Source organism: Bacillus massilinigeriensis (assembly GCF_900117315.1).
Lineage (GTDB): Bacteria > Bacillota > Bacilli > Bacillales > Cytobacillaceae > Bacillus_BE > Bacillus_BE massilionigeriensis.
Genome location: NZ_LT630337.1, coordinates 2,094,614 through 2,115,498, shown reverse-complemented (window position 1 = coordinate 2,115,498; position 20,885 = coordinate 2,094,614). Strand labels below are relative to the sequence as shown.

Annotated in this window: 20 protein-coding genes; all 20 read left to right on the top strand. The window is 35.8% G+C overall.

Translation table 11 applies throughout. From position 1 onward, the window contains the following. Positions 1-6: 6 nt before the first annotated feature. The 20 genes from BQ6100_RS10535 (at position 7) to BQ6100_RS10440 (ending at position 20,701) form a co-directional block, all read left to right on the top strand. The gene (locus tag BQ6100_RS10535) at positions 7-1,395 is read left to right on the top strand and encodes a serine hydrolase domain-containing protein (protein WP_075981602.1); all 1,389 of its coding nucleotides are present in this window, start codon (positions 7-9) and stop codon (positions 1,393-1,395) included. A gap of 22 nt (positions 1,396-1,417) precedes the next feature. After that, entirely contained in the window at positions 1,418-3,043 is a 1,626-nt protein-coding gene (locus BQ6100_RS10530; RefSeq protein ID WP_075981601.1) for an ABC transporter substrate-binding protein, read from the top strand. After that, positions 3,043-3,981: an ABC transporter permease gene (locus BQ6100_RS10525; RefSeq protein WP_075981600.1), complete on the top strand. Its 939-nt coding sequence runs from the start codon at positions 3,043-3,045 to the stop codon at positions 3,979-3,981. Before BQ6100_RS10530 ends, BQ6100_RS10525 begins: the two co-directional genes overlap by 1 nt. A gap of 1 nt (position 3,982) precedes the next feature. Next, positions 3,983-4,861 (top strand): ABC transporter permease, encoded by an 879-nt coding sequence (locus BQ6100_RS10520; protein WP_097677909.1) that lies wholly within the window; start codon positions 3,983-3,985, stop codon positions 4,859-4,861. 17 nt (positions 4,862-4,878) lie between these two features. After that, positions 4,879-5,874 carry an ABC transporter ATP-binding protein gene (locus BQ6100_RS10515; RefSeq protein ID WP_075981599.1) on the top strand — a complete coding sequence of 332 codons (996 nt, stop codon included), beginning with the start codon at positions 4,879-4,881 and terminating at the stop codon, positions 5,872-5,874. Next, positions 5,871-6,833 carry an ABC transporter ATP-binding protein gene (locus BQ6100_RS10510; RefSeq protein ID WP_075981598.1) on the top strand — a complete coding sequence of 321 codons (963 nt, stop codon included), beginning with the start codon at positions 5,871-5,873 and terminating at the stop codon, positions 6,831-6,833. Before BQ6100_RS10515 ends, BQ6100_RS10510 begins: the two co-directional genes overlap by 4 nt. Before the next feature lie 25 nt (positions 6,834-6,858). Continuing rightward, positions 6,859-8,076: an alpha/beta hydrolase-fold protein gene (locus BQ6100_RS10505; RefSeq protein WP_075981597.1), complete on the top strand. Its 1,218-nt coding sequence runs from the start codon at positions 6,859-6,861 to the stop codon at positions 8,074-8,076. After that, positions 8,066-9,199 carry a serine hydrolase domain-containing protein gene (locus BQ6100_RS10500; RefSeq protein WP_075981596.1) on the top strand — a complete coding sequence of 378 codons (1,134 nt, stop codon included), beginning with the start codon at positions 8,066-8,068 and terminating at the stop codon, positions 9,197-9,199. The genes BQ6100_RS10505 and BQ6100_RS10500 overlap by 11 nt, the downstream gene beginning before the upstream one ends. A 179-nt stretch (positions 9,200-9,378) precedes the next feature. Next, positions 9,379-10,434, top strand: coding sequence for a dipeptidase (locus BQ6100_RS10495; RefSeq protein ID WP_075981595.1), 1,056 nt, complete (start codon positions 9,379-9,381; stop codon positions 10,432-10,434). Between the two features lie 146 nt (positions 10,435-10,580). Continuing rightward, positions 10,581-11,453 carry a MurR/RpiR family transcriptional regulator gene (locus BQ6100_RS10490; protein WP_235816514.1) on the top strand — a complete coding sequence of 291 codons (873 nt, stop codon included), beginning with the start codon at positions 10,581-10,583 and terminating at the stop codon, positions 11,451-11,453. Then, positions 11,450-12,751: a CapA family protein gene (locus BQ6100_RS10485; protein ID WP_075981593.1), complete on the top strand. Its 1,302-nt coding sequence runs from the start codon at positions 11,450-11,452 to the stop codon at positions 12,749-12,751. The genes BQ6100_RS10490 and BQ6100_RS10485 overlap by 4 nt, the downstream gene beginning before the upstream one ends. Further along, positions 12,748-13,914 (top strand): M20 metallopeptidase family protein, encoded by a 1,167-nt coding sequence (locus tag BQ6100_RS10480; RefSeq protein WP_075981592.1) that lies wholly within the window; start codon positions 12,748-12,750, stop codon positions 13,912-13,914. Before BQ6100_RS10485 ends, BQ6100_RS10480 begins: the two co-directional genes overlap by 4 nt. 23 nt (positions 13,915-13,937) lie before the next feature. After that, positions 13,938-15,191, top strand: coding sequence for an MFS transporter (locus BQ6100_RS10475; RefSeq protein ID WP_235816583.1), 1,254 nt, complete (start codon positions 13,938-13,940; stop codon positions 15,189-15,191). A gap of 421 nt (positions 15,192-15,612) precedes the next feature. Then, on the top strand, positions 15,613-16,125 hold the full coding sequence (gene mug, locus BQ6100_RS10470; RefSeq protein WP_075981591.1) for a G/U mismatch-specific DNA glycosylase: 513 nt from the start codon (positions 15,613-15,615) through the stop codon (positions 16,123-16,125). A gap of 312 nt (positions 16,126-16,437) precedes the next feature. Beyond that, complete coding sequence (locus BQ6100_RS10465) at positions 16,438-17,325, top strand: ABC transporter ATP-binding protein (protein WP_235816513.1); 888 nt, start codon at positions 16,438-16,440, stop codon at positions 17,323-17,325. Continuing rightward, positions 17,309-18,136, top strand: a complete 828-nt coding sequence (locus BQ6100_RS10460; RefSeq protein ID WP_075981589.1) for an ABC transporter permease subunit — start codon at positions 17,309-17,311, stop codon at positions 18,134-18,136. The genes BQ6100_RS10465 and BQ6100_RS10460 overlap by 17 nt, the downstream gene beginning before the upstream one ends. Before the next feature lie 160 nt (positions 18,137-18,296). Continuing rightward, a complete protein-coding gene (locus BQ6100_RS10455; RefSeq protein ID WP_075981588.1) occupies positions 18,297-18,641 on the top strand; it encodes a cupin domain-containing protein in 345 nt (114 codons plus the stop codon). Positions 18,642-18,777: 136 nt separating this feature from the next. Then, complete coding sequence (locus tag BQ6100_RS10450) at positions 18,778-19,041, top strand: hypothetical protein (RefSeq protein ID WP_235816512.1); 264 nt, start codon at positions 18,778-18,780, stop codon at positions 19,039-19,041. A 165-nt stretch (positions 19,042-19,206) separates the two neighbouring features. Further along, positions 19,207-19,632 carry a universal stress protein gene (locus BQ6100_RS10445; protein WP_075981586.1) on the top strand — a complete coding sequence of 142 codons (426 nt, stop codon included), beginning with the start codon at positions 19,207-19,209 and terminating at the stop codon, positions 19,630-19,632. Between the two features lie 88 nt (positions 19,633-19,720). Next, a complete protein-coding gene (locus BQ6100_RS10440) occupies positions 19,721-20,701 on the top strand; it encodes an NADPH:quinone reductase (RefSeq protein WP_075981585.1) in 981 nt (326 codons plus the stop codon). The last annotated feature ends 184 nt before the right edge of the window (positions 20,702-20,885 follow it).

The window sequence follows — 20,885 nt, the reverse complement described above, 5'->3', positions numbered from 1 at the left end:
TCCTATATGATGAAAGAATTTGAATCGTACCTACATTCACTTATGAAACAATCCAGTATACCCGGGATTGGAATAGCCATCGCAAGGGATGGAGAGTTAATCTATCAGAAAGGCTTTGGTTTTCGTAATATTAAAGAACAATTACCCATTGATATCCATACAGTTTTTGGAATAGGATCGTTGACAAAATCTTTTACTGCTACAGCTATTTTGCAATTACATGAAAAAGGAAAAATAAACATCTACGAATCCATCACTAATTATCTCCCAGAATTATGCATCAAGTCTGCAAATGAAATGAGCATCCATCACTTGTTAACACACTCTACTGGTATACCACCCTTGTCGTCTTTATTTAAATCATTTATTCAAGATTTTGATAGAGGAGAAGATTCAAATCTGTTCGGATATATCAATACATCAAATACATTTATCGATTCATATGGTAAGTTGATTCATTATATTAACGAGAATGTGAACGAATTATTAGGAACCCCTGGAACAGAATTTAGTTATTCCAATGATGGCTATGCCTTGCTTGGCTACATCATAGAACGAGCTAGTGGAGAAGGTTATTGGGAATACATTAGAAAGAACATATGTGAGCCACTTAAAATGAAACGAACTGTTCTATATTTAAAATACTTAGGAGAACATGGTAATACTTCGACTCTTTATTCTATTAATGAGAGAAACAAGAATAAAAAAATAGTCGAATCGAATGTCTGGCTTGACGCTCCAACCATGCACGCCGCAGGATTTCTAAAATCAACCTTAAATGATTTAATTAAATATTTTTCTCTCATATCCGGCAATAAAAATATAGAAAATAATACTGTTTTATCTCAAAGTAGTATTGAAAAAATACTAAAACCTCATATTCAAATGGAGCCTAATAAATATTATGGATATGGTCTAAATATTATCCAAGATTATCATGGCAACAAAATGATTGAACATGGAGGATCATTACACGGGGTTTCCTCCCACACAATTGTAATTCCGGACAAAGGAATTACAGCGGTTATCCTTTCAAATATAGAAAATGTACCTGTTTTTCGTCTATTAAACTATGCCATCAACATACTAGATGGTAGAGAGATGAAGGCAAGGCATAATACATTTGTTCAAAACTCACTTAAAAAGGAAGAAGAATATGAATATTGTGGAACATTTGAATCTGAAGAAGGTATGTCCCTCATTATTGATCAGAATGATTATGGTTTAACTTTCTCATCAGCGGGTTTAAGAAATCTACCATTACAATATGTCAATGACGATTCGTTCATTATTCAGCATAATGATGCAGTTAATTTGATTCGATTTATTCGTGATAGTAAACAGCAAATATGCCGCGTTTATTTTGGATTGAGACAATTAATGAAAAAAAACTAAACAAATTTGGAGGTAAAAATAAATGAAGCTTAGTATGACTCAAGCAATAAAAATTCTCTTCATTACAATAATATTATCAATATTTATGGTAGGTTGTTCATCTGAAGAAAGCTCAAAAAAAGATGATGGTAAGAGCGACAAACCAAAGGACGGCGGAACGATTACAATTGCCATGACTCAAGAACCAGAAACATTGGACGTACATAAATCAAGTATGACTTCTACTCAAAATATTGCGAGCAAAATGGGGGGAGGATTACTAACTGTTGACCCTAAAACATTGGAAATCATCCCGTATTTGGCAGAGGATTATAAAGTTTCAGATGATGGTTTAAAATTAGAATTTAAAATTCGCAAGGGAGTTACCTTTCATGATGGAACAGCATTAACTTCAAAAAGCTTTAAGGAAACATTTGATCGTGCGCTGAATCCAGCAACCCAAAGTAAAAATGTGGCCTATTATTTAGCTAATGTGAAAACAATAAATGCACCAGACGATTCTACATTAGTAATTGAATTAAAGTCACCATCAGTTCCATTCTTACGTTCCTTAACTTATGGAGGATGGCTACAGCCATATTCTATGGAGACAATTAGTGAAAGTGGCGATGAATTTGGAAGAAATCCTGTTGGAGTTGGTCCATATAAATTTGAAAGCTGGAAAACAGGGAATGAAATCGTGTTAGCAAAGAACAAAGACTTTAAATGGGCAGAAAGCTTTTTTGAAAATAAAGGAGCGGCGCATCCTGATAAAATCGTATATAAAATGATCAAGGATGTACAGACCATAGTTGCAGCACTAAATAGTGGTTCCATTGACATTGCAGATGTTCCAGCGAAGGACATTGCCAAATTCAAAAATAATGACAAATTTCAAGTACTAGAATCGCTTGGACAGGGTCTTGGATTATATTTGGAATTGAATACAAAAAACACTCATCTACAGAACCAAAAGGTACGTCAAGCTCTAAATATGGCAGTTAATAAAGAGGCAGTTATTAAAGCAGTATTACAGGGCGAAGGCGTTCCAGTCAATGGACCACTACCTCCTACAGTTTTTGGCTATGATTCAACTGTAGAGGAATACGGATACGGATTTAATATCGAAGAAGCAAAGAAATTACTTGAACAAGCAGGATATAGACTAAATCAAAATGGTGTATTGGAAAAGGATGGAAAGGAACTTAGCTTAAAGCTAGCATCACTACCCCAATGGTCACTAGATGCCCAGTTATTACAAGGGATGTATAAAGAAATAGGGGTTAAAGTTGAAATACAAAATTATGAGGCTGGAGCCCTCGTTGCAGCAGTAACAAAAGGTCAATTTGACATGACAGTAATGGCCTGGACTGCAGATGACCCATCTATCCTTTCTCAACGATTCCATTCAAGTCAAATTGGGGTAGGAAATTTTAGTCAGGTGAATGATCCATCCTTAGATACGTTACTTGTTAAGGGACAAACAACCATGGACCAAGAAGAGAGAAAACATATTTATGCAGAAATTCAAAGGCATATTGTAGACAAGGCATACTGGGTGCCTGTTTATACTCAAAAAGTATTTACTGTAGTAAACAAAAGAGTTCAGGGTATTGAATTAAGTAAAGCAGGGTCCCTTCTCTATCATGATAGCTGGGTGAGCGAATAATGCTTGCCTTTCTAATCAAAAGGATCTTTTCTGGGATATTTGTGCTATTAGGTATTATGGTTTTTGCCTTCCTACTCATCCATATGATTCCAGGTGATCCAGTAGGTATTATGTTAGGTCAAAATGCCACTCCTGATCAAGTGAAGCAGCTTACAGAACAATTGGGGCTTAATAAGCCCCTTGTTGTTCAATTTTTTGATTATTTTATTGGTGTCATCAGCGGAGATTTAGGCATGTCATATAAATCAGGAAGACCCGTACTAGTAGAAATTTTAGAAAGGCTTCCGTACACCCTTAGACTTGTATTCTCAGCAATAACGTTTGCAACCATTTTAGGAATTGGACTAGGAATCCTTGCAGCAAAACACAAAAATACATGGCTTGATCGAATCGTTATGTTTTTTTCAACTCTTGGTGTCTCCATTCCGGGATACTGGCTTTGTATCTTACTAATTATTGTTTTTGTTGTGAAATTAGGCTTTCTACCGATTGCAGGTGGAACGGGTATGAAGGACTTGATTCTACCTGCAACCGCAATGGGACTGTTACTCTCAACAATTATATGTAGACTAACTAGAACAGGGATGATTGAAGTATTATCAAGTGATTATATACGAACTGCTCGATCAAAAGGACTAAGTGAAACAGTTGTAATGTTACGACATGCCCTACGAAATGTGTTAATACCTGTTGTTACAATTATTGGTCTGCAGTTAGCAGGGTTATTGGGAGGATCCATTATCATTGAACAAGTATTTACCTGGCCAGGTCTAGGGACATTGTCGATAGGTGCTATTGCTTCAAGAGACTTCCCCATGGTGCAAGGAATGGTCTTATTTATGGGTTTTGTCTATGTAACCATTAATATTTTAGTCGACATCCTTTACCACTTACTTGATCCTCGAATCAAATTTGGTCAAGAAAAGGGAGGGATATAGGATGCAGGCGGAGACAATGAAAAAAGCCACTATTATTACCAATAGAAAAAATAAAAATAATCTCATCTATTCCATCACTAGGAATCGTAAAGCTCTGTTTAGCTTTCTTTTACTTCTTATTTTTATAATCATCGGACTTATTGGACCATTTATTATAACAGTAGACCCAAATAAGTCAGACATTAATGAATTACTACAATCACCTTCCTCAAAACATCCATTTGGAACGGATGCTTTAGGGCGCGATGTTTTTACAAGAATAATCTATGGTACTAGAATTACAATCACCGTTGCCTTGTTAGCTGTCGCTATTACTGTTACGATTGGAACTTTTCTTGGTGTCATGAGTGCTTATCTCGGGGGATTCGTAGATAATTTAATTAGTAGAATTACAGAGATTTTTTTAGCTTTACCAGGAATTGTGTTAGCATTAGCTATCGTTGCTGTCTTGGGTCCTAGTTTAACGAATGCAATGATAGCGGTTGGTATAGCCTCTATCCCTGGATTTACAAGACTTATCAGGGGTACAACATTATCGATTATTCAATCAGGATATGTTGAAGCAAGTCGTTCAATAGGGAGTTCAAGCTGGTGGATAATATTTCATCAAATCATTCCAAACATTACAAGTATCTTAATTGTTTATACAACCCTTGCAGTCGGGGGAGCAATATTAGAAACCTCAGCACTAAGCTATATCGGTTTAGGAGCACAACCTCCTACTCCTGAATGGGGAGCAATGTTGAACGAAGGAAGTGGGTATTTAACAGAAGCTTGGTGGTTATCCATCTTCCCAGGAATTTCAATAACAGTTATAGTGTTTGCAATCAATTCATTTGGTGATGCATTACGAGATATTTATGATCCGAAAGCAAAATAAAGAATGAGGATAGAATGATGGAAAAGATATTAGAAGTTAAAAATCTAGTAACTCAAATGAAGAAGGAACATAACTATACTACTATTGTTGATCATGTTGATTTAGTTCTCCATAAAGGAGAGTCTTTAGGCATTGTCGGGGAATCTGGGTGTGGGAAAAGCATGACCATTTTGTCCATTATGCGCCTTTTGGGTACGAATGGGAGAGTTCAGAAAGGAGAGATTCTTTTAAACGGAGAAGATATTCTTGCATTGTCGGAAAAAGAAATGAGAAAAATTCGTGGGAATGAAATGAGTGTCATCTTTCAAGACCCGATGACCTCATTAAATCCTGTCATGAAAATTGGAAGACAGATTAGTGAAATACTTGAAAAACATAAGCAGATGACTAGAAAAGAGTCATATGCTGTTGTGATTGACCTATTGAACAAGGTAGGAATATCTCGTCCAAAGGAAATTTACAATGAATATCCTCATCAGCTCTCAGGGGGAATGAGACAAAGAGTGATGATTGCTATTGCTATAGCATGTACACCAAAATTATTGATTGCGGATGAGCCAACTACGGCATTAGATGTAACCATTCAAGCTCAGATTATTACACTATTGCAAGAAATTCAAAAGGAATCAGGTATGAGCCTATTATTAATTACTCACGACTTAGGTGTTGTTGCAGAGCTTTGTGATCAAGTGATGGTTATGTACGCAGGACAAGTAGTAGAGGTTTCTGACGTTAGAACTTTACTTAGGAACCCTCATCATCCTTATACAAAAGGTTTAATAAAATCGACTCCCAATCAACTTGATGGAAATAGTCGCCTATACTCGATTAAGGGCAATGTCCCTTCCCCTGACCAGATGCCAAAGGGTTGTCGATTTGCAGATCGATGTGACTTTGTCATGAAACGCTGTTATCTGGAAGAACCAAGATTAAATACAATTGATGAAAAGACTAGCTACCGCTGTTGGTTGCACCAAAAGGAAATGGAAACCGTAATGGAGGTGCATACATGAATCCGCCATTATTAGAGGTAAAAGGTTTAACAAAAAGTTTTCCAATTTCGGGAAGTCGTTTTCGAGAGAAAAAGTATGTTCATGCCGTAAATGGCGTGAACCTAAAAGTAAGCGAAGGAGAAACCCTTGCCATTGTTGGTGAATCAGGTTGTGGGAAATCAACAACTGGAAGGCTATTGCTAAGGTTATTAGAACCAGATGAAGGAATAATTTTATACGAAGGGAAAAACTTAATGGATTTAGGGAAGAAGGAAATGAAGGAAGTGAGAAAAGATTTTCAAATGGTCTTTCAAAATCCCTTTGATACCTTAAATCCAAGACATACAATAAAAAAAATTTTATCCGAACCTCTTATCGCACATAAAATAGAAAGGGAAAAACGGGACTACCTAGTTGAAGAAATGATTGAAAGAGTTGGTCTCACTAGAGAAAGCTTAACCCGTTATCCTTTCGAATTTTCAGGGGGGCAAAGGCAAAGAATTGGAATTGCCCGTGCATTAATGTTAAAACCAAAACTAATAGTCGCAGACGAACCGGTTTCCGCACTAGATGTTTCGATTCAATCTCAGATTCTTAATCTTTTACAGGACTTACAGGAACAGTTGAATTTAACCTATATATTTATTTCACATGATTTACAAGTTGTTCAGTACATAGCAACTAATGTGGCAGTCATGTATTTTGGAGAAGTTATTGAATATGCGAAAAAAGAAGATATCTTTACAAATCCTTATCATCCTTATACAAAGTCATTATTAACTTCTATCCCTAAAAAAGATCCCGATGAGCAGCGTGAGAAAATTATTCTAACAGGAGATTTTCCATCACCATCAAATCCACCGAGCGGATGTAAGTTTCACACTCGCTGCCCGATGGCAAGAGAAAAATGTAAAAAAGTGGCTCCGACTTTATTAGATTATGAGAATCGAAAAGTTGCCTGTCACTTCGTAGCAAACTAATGTTTGTTCATAAGGAGTAGTGGATATGAACCAAATAAGTCCTTTTATTGAAAAGACAATATATAAATTGAACCACACGGAAAGTATAAATGAATTTTGGGAGGATGTTCAGTCACATGAATATCCTATATGGGAAAACAGCAGAAATAATCAGGAATCTCTCTTGGTAACATTTCTATATAAGGGAAATAGTTCAACAAAAAATGTTGCCCTCATTTCACCATTAATCATGGACCAATCTGATGACCTATTTTTTAGTAACATAGAAGGAACTGATATTTGGTATAAAACAATAGAAGTCCAACCTAATACATTATCAATTTATTTTTACTCGGTAAATGATGATTTCGGAGAAGATTGGATGGCGAGGGAGAAGAATTTAATCCCTGATCCATTGAATTGTCAACAATTTCACTTTTTTGCCAATCCAAATGAGCCAGATGACAAAGATCAAATTTGTTCTGTAATATCTCAAAATCATCAATGCTTTGAAAATAAACATCGAGAGATTCCTAAAGGGAAAGTGGAAAGAAAAGAGGTATACAGTCAAGTTTTGAACTCTAATAGATGTATATGGGTGTATACACCTTCAAGATATTCAGATGAAAAAAGATATCCAGTATTAACTATTTTTGATGGATTCACTTATATGAAGTCTTTGAATATCCCAGAATTATTAGATTATTGGATTCATAATCTTGACATACCTCCTATTGTTGTAGTATTTGTGGATAATCCATTACAAGTACGTAATAAAGAGCTACCTTGCAATCCAACATTTGCCGAATTTGTATCGGAGGAATTGTTACCAATCATTCAACATACATATTCGATTTACAAGGATCCTAGATACTCCATTATTGCTGGGTCAAGCTTTGGGGGATTGGCTGCAACATTTACCGCTTTTTATTATCCAGAAGTATTTGGAAATGTTATTTCACAATCAGGTTCTTATTGGTGGAAGGACCCATCAAATAATGAGCTGATTTTTAGCTTATTTAATGAATCCGAGAAAAAATCAATTGATTTTTATCTTGATATTGGGATTTATGAAAAAAAAGAAAGCATGATTCAAACAAACCGTTCCTTTTATGAGTTGTTAAGAAAAAAGGGTTATCATGTCACCTATCACGAATTCGCTGGTGGTCATGATTATATAAATTGGAAGTACACTATATTAGATGGTCTCCATGCTTTGCTGTGTGAAAAAAATGAGCAAATAGGAGGAAACTATGACAACTAATTTGAGAACTAAATTATCCCTAATTGATGAGTACTTATTAAATGACAAGCTGGATATTGAAGCTGGAAGGGCAGTTGTCATTTCTTATGACGGAGAAACCATTTTTTCCAAAGGCTTTGGAAAAGCGAGACTAACAGGGAATGTCACAGATATCACAACAGACACAATCATGAGCATTCAGAGTATTTCAAAGAGCTTTGCTGCAACTTGTATTATGAGTTTAGTAGAGAAAGGATTAATCCAAATTGAAGATCCTGTGGTGAAATATCTACCATATTTCAAATTAGCAAATAAGGAAGTCAGTGATTCTATTACAGTCAAACAGTTACTAAGTCACACATCGGGACTAGGAATGTATCCAATTGCCAACATGGCGTGTACCAATCGAAAGGAATTTCCGATATTTGAGAAAATGTATAAGGACTATCATATTACAAAAGAAATGGTTGCTCAGATACAAAAACGAGAGGATATTACAAAGTCATTTTCAAATGTAGAGTTAACTTATGCACCAAGTAATGGGTGGAACTATTGCTCTGATGCGTACGCAATTATAGGAGATATTATTGATAAGGTTGCTGGGGAGCCTTGGGAAAATTATGCGCAAAAACATATTTTTGAGCCACTGCAAATGACAAGAACGACGCTAGATCCAACCGTGGCCATGAATGATAAGAATAGTGCAAGGTACTATACTATGAATGTACATAGTGTGAAATCTTACGGGCAACCCAATCCAGAACTTCCAATCGTTGAAGCTCCGTTTCCTTCTAATCCAATTGCCTCACCTATTGGGTTCATCTATTCGACTGCTAATGATTTAACTAAATATATGACTTCACAAATGGGAATTGGAAAATATATGATTCTAACAAATCAAAGCCTTCAGACGATGCATTCAACTGTCAAAGAGATTGACAACAAAATAGGATATGGGTTGGGTTGGTTTACAAGAACATTTAAAGACGAAATAGAAATAATTGAGCATGGTGGGGGATATGTCGGGGTTAACAGTCATATATTAATGGTTCCAAAGAAAAAGATTAGTATTGCTGTTTTATCAAACTATGATAAGTTTCAATCTCAAGAGGTGGCAACAAGAATTTTAGAGTATCTAATATAACACTATTAGGCATCCATATTTCTGGTTGCCTATTCCTTTGACTAGAATGGATTTTATAAAAATTTCATTTAACCTTAAGTTATTTTAGGGATAGGGGAACTATTCTTTGGTTTAGAGGAATCTAGAAAACCTTTTAATATATTTTTTAATACAAAGGGAGAAGCATGGGGGAATTTAGAATGTTAATAGAAGACCGTCTATTTCAGCTACAAAAGAATTCAGTTATTATCGATGGTCATTTTGACCTCTTAATGGATGTAGACATGCAAAGAAAAGCAGGGAGACAAAGGGTAATCGAAACAGATTATCTAACTAGATTTTTAAATGGTGGGGTTAACGTAATCCTCGCTGCAGTTTATGTGGATAGCGCCTTTCTTCCTGATCATGCTACAACTAAGGCAATTGAACAGATTAAATCCCTGTATGTAGAAATAACTGAATCATCAGATAAGCTCATGCTTGTTCAAAATGCAGCTGACATTCAGCTCGCCATTGAAACTGGAAAAATTGGCTTTTTACTATCATTGGAAGGCGCAGAACCAATAGGGGATAATATCGAAAATCTTAAGGTTTTTTATGACCTTGGAGTAAGGAATCTCGGTCTTGTCTGGAGCAGAAGGAATTTAGTTGGAAGCGGTAGTGAATTCTCAGCTAATAGGACTGGAAGTAGCGAGGGAATTACAGCCTTTGGCATAGAACTGATCAAAGAGGCTGAAAATCTAGGAATGATGATTGATGTGTCTCATTTAAACGACCAGGGTTTTTGGGATGTCTTTGAAATAACTAAAAAGCCTATTATTGCTTCTCATTCAAATTGTCGTTCCTTAGCTGGTACAATGCGTAACTTAACGGATGAACAAATTAGAGCAATTGCAAGTATAAATGGAGTAATTGGAATAAACGCAACAAATCTATTAACTTCAGATGATGATGAAAATAGTAATATTGAAAATTTAGTCAATCATATTGAATATATCGTTGATTTAGTTGGAATCAACCATGTTGCTCTTGGTTTGGACTTGTGTAAGGATGTAATGAAATATGTGGATTCGAAGGACTTGGAAAAATTACCCAGGACTCCTTTTGATGTCATTGACGGTCATCAAAGTCTTTCAAATCTGACTAGGGAGCTGATATTACGCGGTTTCTCTGATAAAGAAATTGCTCTCATATTAGGTGAGAATTATTTGAGAGTCTTTAATGAATTATTAAAAAATAATAAACTAATTGTCTAACTTGAACGACCAGGAAAAATGGATATCATCCCTGGTCATTTTTTTACTTCAAATTGAAGGATTCACAACATTTTTAGTATATATTGATTGGAAATCCTACAAATGCTAAAATATTCAAAAAATAACATAAAAAGGATGACATGACGATGAATGAAAGGATAAGAACACATTTCGCTTCTCTTACTCCAAGCCAAAAAATAGTTGCAAGGTTCATTTTGGAACAACCTACGCTAATTGCTATTCATTCAGCGAAAAGGATCGGAGAAATGACAGAGACAAGCGAAGCTACAGTTATCCGTTGCTGTAATGCACTTGGGTATGATGGTTACACCTCGATGCAAGAAGATATTCAAAAAAAGACCATCCTCCTTCAAAAAAATCAAGGGCCATTCAGAAAATATCAAGAAACCAATAAGAATATCAATACAGAAAATTTTGCTAACCACGTCATTCAAACTGACTACCAATCTCTGAAACATGCAGAGGAAGAACTTGATCTTCAATTATTCCAGAAAGGAGCTGAAATGATCACAAATGCAGAAAAAATATTGGTGGTAGGTTTCAGATGGTGTCATATTCCTGCCCAATGGCTATCTTCTGTACTTAATACCATTAAAGGAAATACCCATCTTTATAAGGGTGGGATGGATCAATCAGATTATCTAATCACAGAAAGAGAGAAAAAGTGGCTTGTGATTGTTATAAGCTTCCCACGACATCCTAAAGAAATATTAGATTTTATTAAAGCTGTAAAAAAGTTGGGGGTCAAAGTGTTAGCTATCACTGAGGGGGAGCTTTCTCCTATAGGAGGTGATGCAGACCTAATGATAAAGGTCCACGCTCCACAACCAGTCGCAACTCAAGGAATGACGACATTGTTTTCCATTCTTAATGTATTAACAACTGGAGTGATGGTTCTTCAGCCGCAATCGACTCAACAACGATTAAAGGATTTTGATGAAATTAGCGGCAAGTTTTATGCATTTATTGAAGATCTTAATGGAGGTGGAATTTTATGACACGGATGAAATTTGTAGCAACAGGGGATAGCTTTATCACACGAACAATTCCGACAAATACAGAATCTTTTCAAAGCTTGACGAAGATGATCAATCAAGCAGATGCGAGGTTTACCAATTTGGAAACAACTGTTCACCAGAATGAGGGCTACCCTAGTCCATTTAGTGGAGGAACTTGGGCTATGTCTTCACCCGGTGTTTTAGGAACGATAAAAGATTATGGCTTTAATCTGATTGGATGGGCGAATAACCATACACTTGATTATCTTTATGGAGGTCTTGATGCGACTTATAAAAATCTTGATAAGTATGAATTGGTTCATTCAGGAGTAGGATATCATTTGGCAGATGCTTCATCACCACGTTATTTAGGTACTCCGACAGGGCGTGTCGCCATTATCTCTGCAGTTTCCACTTGTTATCCTTGGTGGGTTGCAGGAGAGCAACGTCCAGATACGATGGGGAGACCAGGTATTAATCCTCTAAGAGTAATAACAAATCATGTAATTACTCCTGAAAAAATGAATCAATTAAAAGATATTGCAAATTCAACAGAAATAAATATCTTCACCAACATGATGATTGAAGAAGGCTTTATGCCAAGTCCAGGCAATGATGTTTTTCTATTCGGTTCTGCTCGTTTTATTGAAGGTAAGGAAGAAGGAACGGTTACAGCTCCTCACCCGAAGGATATGAATAGAATTGAAAAATCAATCATGCAAGCTAAAAGGATGGCTGACTACGTTATCATTAGCATACATTCCCATGAGATGAAAGGAGCGGAAATGGAAAAACCAGCAGATTTTTTGGAAAGATTTTCTCGGTTATGTATCGATTCCGGAGCGGATGCGATTATTGGTCATGGCCCTCATGTATTAAGAGGAATTGAGATTTATAAAAATCGACCAATTTTCTATAGTTTAGGAAATTTTATCTTTCAAACAGAAACTGTCCTAAGTCAACCTTCTGATATGTATGACAATTTTGGATTAGATTCCACTCATAATGTGGTGGAGGCTTTAGATGCGATGAGCGATGGTTATACAAGGGGATTATGCACTTATCCAGAGGTTTGGGAATCTGTTTTACCACTATGGACCATGAAAGATGGGGCGCTAGAGGAAATCCTTCTTTATCCAATCGAGTTGGGATTTAACGAACCTATTTATCGAATGGGGAATCCAGTTCTGACAACGAATGAACGAATATTAAACAGACTTCAGGTTTTAAGTGAGCCATATGGAACAGAAATTAATATTGAAAATGGAGTTGGAAAAATTAAAGGAGGTTCTTCATGAGAGAGAAACTCTTTAACCAATTAGAAGCTTTGTTTGATAGATTAGTATGCATTCGTAGGGATTTTCATATGTATCCTGAATTATCCTTTCATGAAGTAGAAACTCCTAAGAAAATTGCCACCTTTCTTCGTGAATGCGGACTAGAAGTAGAAGAAAACGTTGGTGGAAGAGGAGTTATAGCTGAAATAAAGGGAAAGAATCCAGGGAAAACAATTGCCTTCCGTGCAGACTTTGACGCTTTACCAATCCAAGATGAAAAAGAGCTCCCCTATTCCTCTAGAGTACCTGGTATCATGCATGCATGTGGTCACGATATTCATGCGACTTCACTTTTAGGTGTTGCTTCTGTACTAAGTCAAAATAAAGAATGTATATCAGGCATTATCCGATTTATTTTTCAATTTGCTGAAGAACAACCACCTGGAGGAGCAAAATTTATGATTGAAGATGGTTGTCTTAAAGGGGTCGATATGATATATGGGGCACATGTGGCATCAATCTTACCCACTGGAATGATAGGCGTTGCATCAGGTCCAGTCAATGCTTCTGCAGATAATTTTGAAATTGAAATCATCGGACAGGGAGGCCATGGAGCATTTCCGCATTCAAGTATTGATCCCATTGTTTTAGGGGCATCATTGGTCATGCAACTACAACAAATTGTTAGTCGCCAAATCGATCCTTTACAATCAGCAGTTCTAACTATAGGAACCTTCCATAGCGGTACCACTAATAATGTTATTCCCGAAAAGGCAATAATCACTGGAACTGTACGTACCCTTGATGAAAATACCAGAGGATTCATAGAACAAAGAATTGAGCAAATTACAAATTCAATAGTTGGAGGTGTAGGAGCAACAGCAAAGATCAAATATGAAAAAGGATATCCTGTTTTAAATAATACAATCGAAGAAACGACAATCGTTGAGAATACTGCTAAGGAGGTATTCGGTCATTCTCATGTATTAAATATACCTCCTCTGATGGGAGGAGAGGATTTTGCCCAATATCTTCAACATGTACCAGGTTGCTTCTTTTATGTAGGAGGAAGTTTTTCAGAATCCGAAAAGAACTATCCACATCATCATCCAAAATTTGATGTAGATGAACGTTCAATGATTCATATTGGAAAAATGTTCCTTTCATTAGTTTTAAACGGATAAAGGAGTGATAATATTTGAAATGGGTGACTGCGTTATTTCTATTTGTTTTATTTATGATTAATTATGCGGATAAATCAATTGCTGGTTTTTCTGCAGTGCACATTATGGAAGAGTTTAACCTAACTGCAGGTCAGTGGGGAATTGTTGGCAGCAGTTTCTTCTGGTTATTCTCTATCGCTGGAATTATTGGTGCAGGATTATCAGATAAAATTGGAACAAAAAAGATGTTAGCAATTTTGGCCATTTGTTGGACGGTTGTTCAAGTAGGCGCATTTGTCATTTATAGTTTGCCCATGCTTATTTTCGCTCGTATCTTACTTGGAATAGGGGAAGGACCAACATGGGCAACAATGGTTAGTCATTTAAGTAAATGGTTCCCAGAAAGACGAAAAGGGATGATATTTTCCCTGGTCAATTTTGGGGCTTTTATTGGTGCAGTCGTTCTCACTCCAATCCTGGTGAATTTGATAGAACTTCAAGGGTGGAGAGTAGCTTGGGCATTTTTAGGAGTACTTAGCTTTATATGGTTAATTTTATGGATTTTTCTTGGCAAAGAGCGACCAGTAATACCCGAGGAACCAATGTTAACTAGCAAAGAATATATACCAAAAGCAAATCGGAAACAAATAGTGAAGGTCTTATTTTCTGCGAGCTTTATTTTCTCATTTTTTATTTATTTTGCTCAAATGTGGGGAACAGCATTTTCAACCGTATGGCTTCCAGTTTACTTAGTAAAGGTCACCCATTTGCCAATGATTAAAATGGGAGTGACTATTGGAATAACAGGTATCATAGCTGGAATCATGACAATCTTTATTTCAACCTTCGCCGATTATTTATATAAAAAGACAAATCTTATTAGAAAGTCATATGTTCCTATTGGAGGAATCTCCGTTATTTTAGGTGGAATCTTTTTCTATATTATTTCCATCACATCAAATTTAACTTTAATTCTTATTGCTCTAACACTTGGTCAAGGGTTTGCCTTTTCAGTCGGTACTATTTCATCCGTTATTGCGAGTGGTTTATTACCTGAAAGAAGGGGTTTAATTGTTGGCACAATGTCAGGCTTAGTTACTGTTGCGGGAATACTCTCTCCTATCGTCACAGGAAATATAGTGGAAGCAGCAGGAAGTAATGTAGCTTTAGGTTTTAATCATGCGATGATAATAAACGCAATTATCTTTATTATTACAGGTATCCTTTTTCTTCTATTTGTTAAGAGAGATGAAAAGGGTTTGCCTTCCAATTCAATTCCACATCAGATTGTAAAATAATAGTTAAATAATAATAGCCTAGATAGATTTCTAGGCTATTTGATTTTCCTCTGACTAAATACATATTTAAAATTTAGAATATGAAGAGGGCGAAATTTTCTTTATAATAGGGTAAAATAGGGAAAGTTAATTGAACATCACTGGCGAAAAATAAAAAATATAACAATTGAATGGAAATTACTGATTTTATTATTTTTATATAGCAACTAAAATGAAGAGGAACAGAAATAAATCTTTAGAAGCGACCAAAAAGGAAGAAGGAAATGTGTGGATATACATTTCAATTATTATTCTCTATTTAAAAAATGAAGCGAATTAACAATAAAAGGTAGAAACAATAGGGTTGAAATACTAGATTATGTAACGCAATAAATAATAATGACTTTCCCTCAAACGAACGTGAGTGTAGGGGTGTATCCAATTGAAACCAATTCCAGATCATCTTCAAAAAAATCTTAATATTCTATTTGTTGGCTTTAACCCTAGCATCCGTTCAAGCGAAACAGGATACCATTACGCTAATCCAAATAATCGCTTTTGGAAATTATTATATGAAGCCGGGTTAACACCAAGGAAATTTGACCCTTCTGAAAATAAGCAGTTGTTGGAATTAGGCTACGGCCTAACTAATATTGTCTCTAGACCAACAAAAAGTGCAGAGGAAATTACACCCGAAGAATACAAAAAAGGTAGAGAGGAACTAAGAGAGAAAATCCTCTTTTACAAACCTAAAATCGTATGCTTTGTTGGAAAAGGCGTGTATCAGCAATTCAGTAAAAAGAAGACTATCTCATGGGGAAAGCAGAAGGAATCAGTAATTGAAGGGACCATTGATTTTGTTGCTCCATCTTCTAGTGGATTAGTACGGTTGAAGGTGGATGAAATAGTCTCCATTTATAAAGAGCTTCGTGAACTAGCGCTTGGAATGAAATAGAAGACATAGAAACAATTATCAACGAATATATATTTCATTTAGAATTTTTCTCAAACGGGTTTTCCTAAAAATTGGCTTGAAATATCAACGAACGTAAAGAATAAAAAGAATAAATAATAAAGTGGGATTAAAATTTTCTTAGGCAGATCATATTAGAGGTTCTGCCTTTCTGTTTGTTCATAATCGAAATCATTTGTATTAGTTGAAGGAATTTCCTTGTCCAATGTCGAAAAAACATGAAACTACTATCACCCTAAAAATTCCATTGAAATGAGTGAAAAAGGTATGATCGGGTTTATCAATGTAAAAAATTTGTATAAATCATTTGAAAAGCAAAATGTTCTGCAAAATGTTAATTTGCAAGTGAAAAAAGGAGAAATCGTGGGGCTACTTGGTCCCAATGGAGCTGGAAAAACAACATTAATTCGTATTTTAAATGGGGTCATTAAGGCGGATCAGGGGGAGATATCAGTTAATGGAAGAGATCCTGTTACTGATGGCGATGAAATTAGAAGGATATCAGGAATCGTAACAGAAAGCGCTGGACTTTATCATCAATTAAGCGGTGAGGAAAATTTAAGATTTTTCGGGGACTTATATGGTGTGACCGATCAAAGAAGAATAGAGGAGCTTTTGAATCTATTTGAATTGACAGAACATAAGAATAAAATGGTTGGAAAGTACAGTACAGGAATGAGGAAGAGACTTGCATTAGCTAAAGCACTCATACATAATCCGGAAATTCTATTTCTTGATGAACCAACCAACGGATTAGATCCTGATGGAATCCAGCAGGTTCTCGCATATTTGAAAAAATATAATGAAGAAACTGGGACGACAATCATCATCTGCTCGCATGTCCTACACCAATTGGAAACCGTATGCCATTCCTTTGCCATTATTGATAACCGTACAATTGTCGAACAAGGAAGCTTACAAGCTCTAGAAGATAAATACATAAAAGAGATATCAGTAAAAGTCAACACTACCTTTCATCCATCAGAACATGAGTTTGGGTATCCATTCAGATTAACAGGTGAAAATATGGTTACCTTTGATTTGCCTTCTAAGTGCGAAATACCTACTTTGCTGAAAGAGATCTTGAAAACGGATCCGATTTATTCTGTAACACAGGAAAACACCGATTTACAATCGATTTACTTCAAAGTTAGGGGGCAGAATCATGAACAAATTCTTTAGTAAGTCTCTTATCAAAAAGGATATCTTAGATATTGTCAGAAGTAAGACTCTAATCATTACATTAATCATCATTCCCATCATATTTTCTATCATTATTCCTTCATTGGTAGTGGGAGGATCCTTAGTTTATGACATGGAAAAGGCCGCTGGGAAGGATATGGAAAAGATGATAAATTCCTTTGTCTCAACTGCGATGGGTGATTCCATAGCTGCTTATACGACTGAACAACAAATCGTCTATATTTTTATCAATTTCATCCTTCCAAATTTGTTTTTACTAGTACCAATTATTACGGCCATGACCGTTTCCGCGAATAGTTTTGTAGGAGAGAAGGAAAGACGAACGATGGAAAGCCTGTTGCTGTCGCCAATATCCATAAGATCATTATATTTTAGTAAGGTGATAGCATCCTTTATCCCACCATTTTTTGTATCATTGGTTAGCTTCTTGGCATGTGGATTTCTAATCAATTTTTTAGGGTACCCATTATTTGACGAACTAATCTTCCCATCGGCAAATTGGGTTGTAATGATCCTCTTATTATCTCCGATGGTCATATTACTTGTGGTTTTGATCAACATACTGATTTCATCAAGAGTGAAGACCTATCAAGAGGCTCAAAACATTGGGGGAATTATCGTCCTACCTGTCATCGGTTTGCTTGTTGGACAAGTGAGCGGGCTGTTTTTTGTCGGAGTTCAATTGACGATAACAATATCAATCGGAATATTAATCATCAATCTAATTCTATTGAATAGAATTTCTAAACATAACGACCGATTTGTCTTATTTGAAAAGCAAATTCACTAAACGAGAATTTGATCCTCTTTTTATATGGACATTACAAAACAACAACTGACAGTTTATTCCTTACTAATTAAATAGAAAGGCAATTTTAGTAATAAAGAATGGCCTGATGAAAATTTTCGAATGTTTGAATTGAACAACAAACGGGGAGAGAGTGGTTGTAATGAAGATTAGCCAACAAAATGCAGAGCATTACAAATGGGGAGATGATTGTGATGGTTGGCATTTAGTTAACAATAAGGATTTAAGTGTCATTCATGAACGCATGCCTGCAAATACAAAAGAGGTATTGCATTACCATCAACAATCTCGTCAATTTTTCTATGTTTTAGCAGGAAATGCAATAATTGATGTCGATGGAGAACGTATTTCATTAAACCCTAAAGAAGGAATTGAGGTATCTCCTCTTACGCCACATCAAATGTTTAATGAGTCAGACCAAGAAGTGGAATTTTTAGTCATATCTCAACCTAATAGTCATATTAAAAGCGACAGAGTCATCTTATAATTTTGCTAATTTACCAATGGGTTTCAAGAGGTGTAAACGGATGCTTTGACTCCCTTTTATTAAGCGATAAAAGAAAAACTGGGCATTATGGAAATCATTTATTTGGAAGAGGTATGTTATGAAAGTGTTTAGTAAAATGTCAATTTCATTTATATTTGTTGGTTTCCTTACCTTTTCATTAAACTGGATCATAGAGGGTTATTTTGAACCGATAGCTATTATTTCAACTTTATTTCTATTAGTAGGAATGATAGGTAGTTTTATTGCTATCTTCAAGAAGGAAGTAGGTAGTATCAAGTATATTTCACTCACAATTATTTTTTTAATCCTTTTATTAATAACGTGGTTTAGGCCATTTCAGGTTCTTCGAATATTGACTTGGCTTAAAAATATGACATAACTCAGGGTTCGGTGCTTTAAATACTTGGCTCATATTATTAACAAACCTGATAAACAAAATTGTCAAAATATAAAGGAGAATCGGTGATTTTTATAGAATTATGTTATTAAATGAAGGATTTACGTAAAGCGAGAGTCTCCTTACTAGAATTATGAGGTGAAAATAATGAAGCAAAAGATAATTGTTCCAATTGATGATTCGGGTTATTCCCATCGTGCATTAGAATTTGCCATTTCAGTAGCAAAACAAGTAGATGGGGAAATTGTTCTTGTAAATGTTCAACCAGCTTATTCGACTCCGAATGTTCACCGTTTTATCTCTAAAGAAGCAATACAGGAGTTTATTAATGAGACCGCAGGGGAAATTTTAGATAGAGCAATTGAATCTGTTTCAGACCGAGACGTTGCCATTGAAAAAGTTATTCTTACTGGTATTCCTAAAGTAGTGATAACCAACCTAGCAAAAGAACTGAATGCTTACTGTATTGTTATGGGAACACGCGGAATGGGAGCTGTTAAGAGTGCTTTGATTGGAAGTGTAAGTTTAGGTGTATTACAGTTATCACCATGTCCGGTAACAGTAGTGCCTTAAAAAAAGGAAAACAATCAAGGAAGGTTTTACGAGCGTTGTTCTAAAAAGGATAAACGCTCTTTTTGTATAACTAGAGGAGGTTAAAAACATGAAAGCAATTCGAGTTTCCCAATTTGGTGGACCTGAGAAATTAGTATATACAGATGTTGAGGATGTAGTAGCAGGTAAAGGAGAGGTATGTGTTCGATTATTTGCGGCTGGGGTTAATCCGAGTGATACATATACATTAACTGGTACATATGCGTTTAGTATCCCTCAGTTACCATATACTCCAGGATTAGACGGCGCAGGGATAATTGAGGCGATTGGAGAAGAGGTAACAAATGTTAGTGTAGGTGATCGCGTATTTGTTGCGTCCTTGGCTGGAAGTAGTAGTACTGGCACATTTGCACAGAAAATGGTCTGTGATGCCACTTTGGTTCACCCTTTACCAGAGCATGTTTCTTTTGAACAAGGAGCGGCATTAGGGGTACCAGCATTAACAGCCTATCGTGCATTATTTCAACGGGCCAGCTTGAAGCCCGGTCAAACCGTGTTAATACATGGAGCTAGTGGTGGCGTTGGGTTACAGGTTGTGCAAATGGCGAAATCTCATGGTGCTAAAGTAATTGGAACAGCAAGTAAACCAGAAGGTAAAAAAATGGTACAGCAAGCTGGTGCAGATTATGTAATTGATCATGTAACAGAAGAGACAATTGATGATGTGCTCACCCTAACAGATAGTACTGGCCCTAATGTAATTATCGAGTTTTTAGCCAATAAGAATCTAGAAACAGATTTAAAGCTGATTGCACCATTTGGTAAAATCGTGATTATCGGAAATCGAGGATCCATTGAAATAAATCCACGCCTTGCTATGCAAAAGGAATGTGATATTTTAGCAACAGCACTTTGGAATGCACCTAAAGAGGAATACCAACAAAGCATTGATGGGGTTATTGGCATGCTAAAAAGCGGTGCGCTTTCTCCGATTATTGGTACAACCTTGCCGCTCAGCCAAGCATCGCAGGCCTTTGAACAGTTAGCAAAGGGTGTTGGAAATGGAAAACTTGTTTTGAAAATTGAATAAAATTTTCACATAATTAATTGTTCTTATCCAATAGCTTTTGAGATAATGGAACTATTTTGCAGCATAATCGAAATGTACTTAAAGTAAAGAATAGCCATTCTTTTAGTTGAGGAATGGCTTTTTCCTATTATAGAAATTGAAGTTATAAAACATACAGAGAATTAGTCAAATTTTTAAAAGAGAA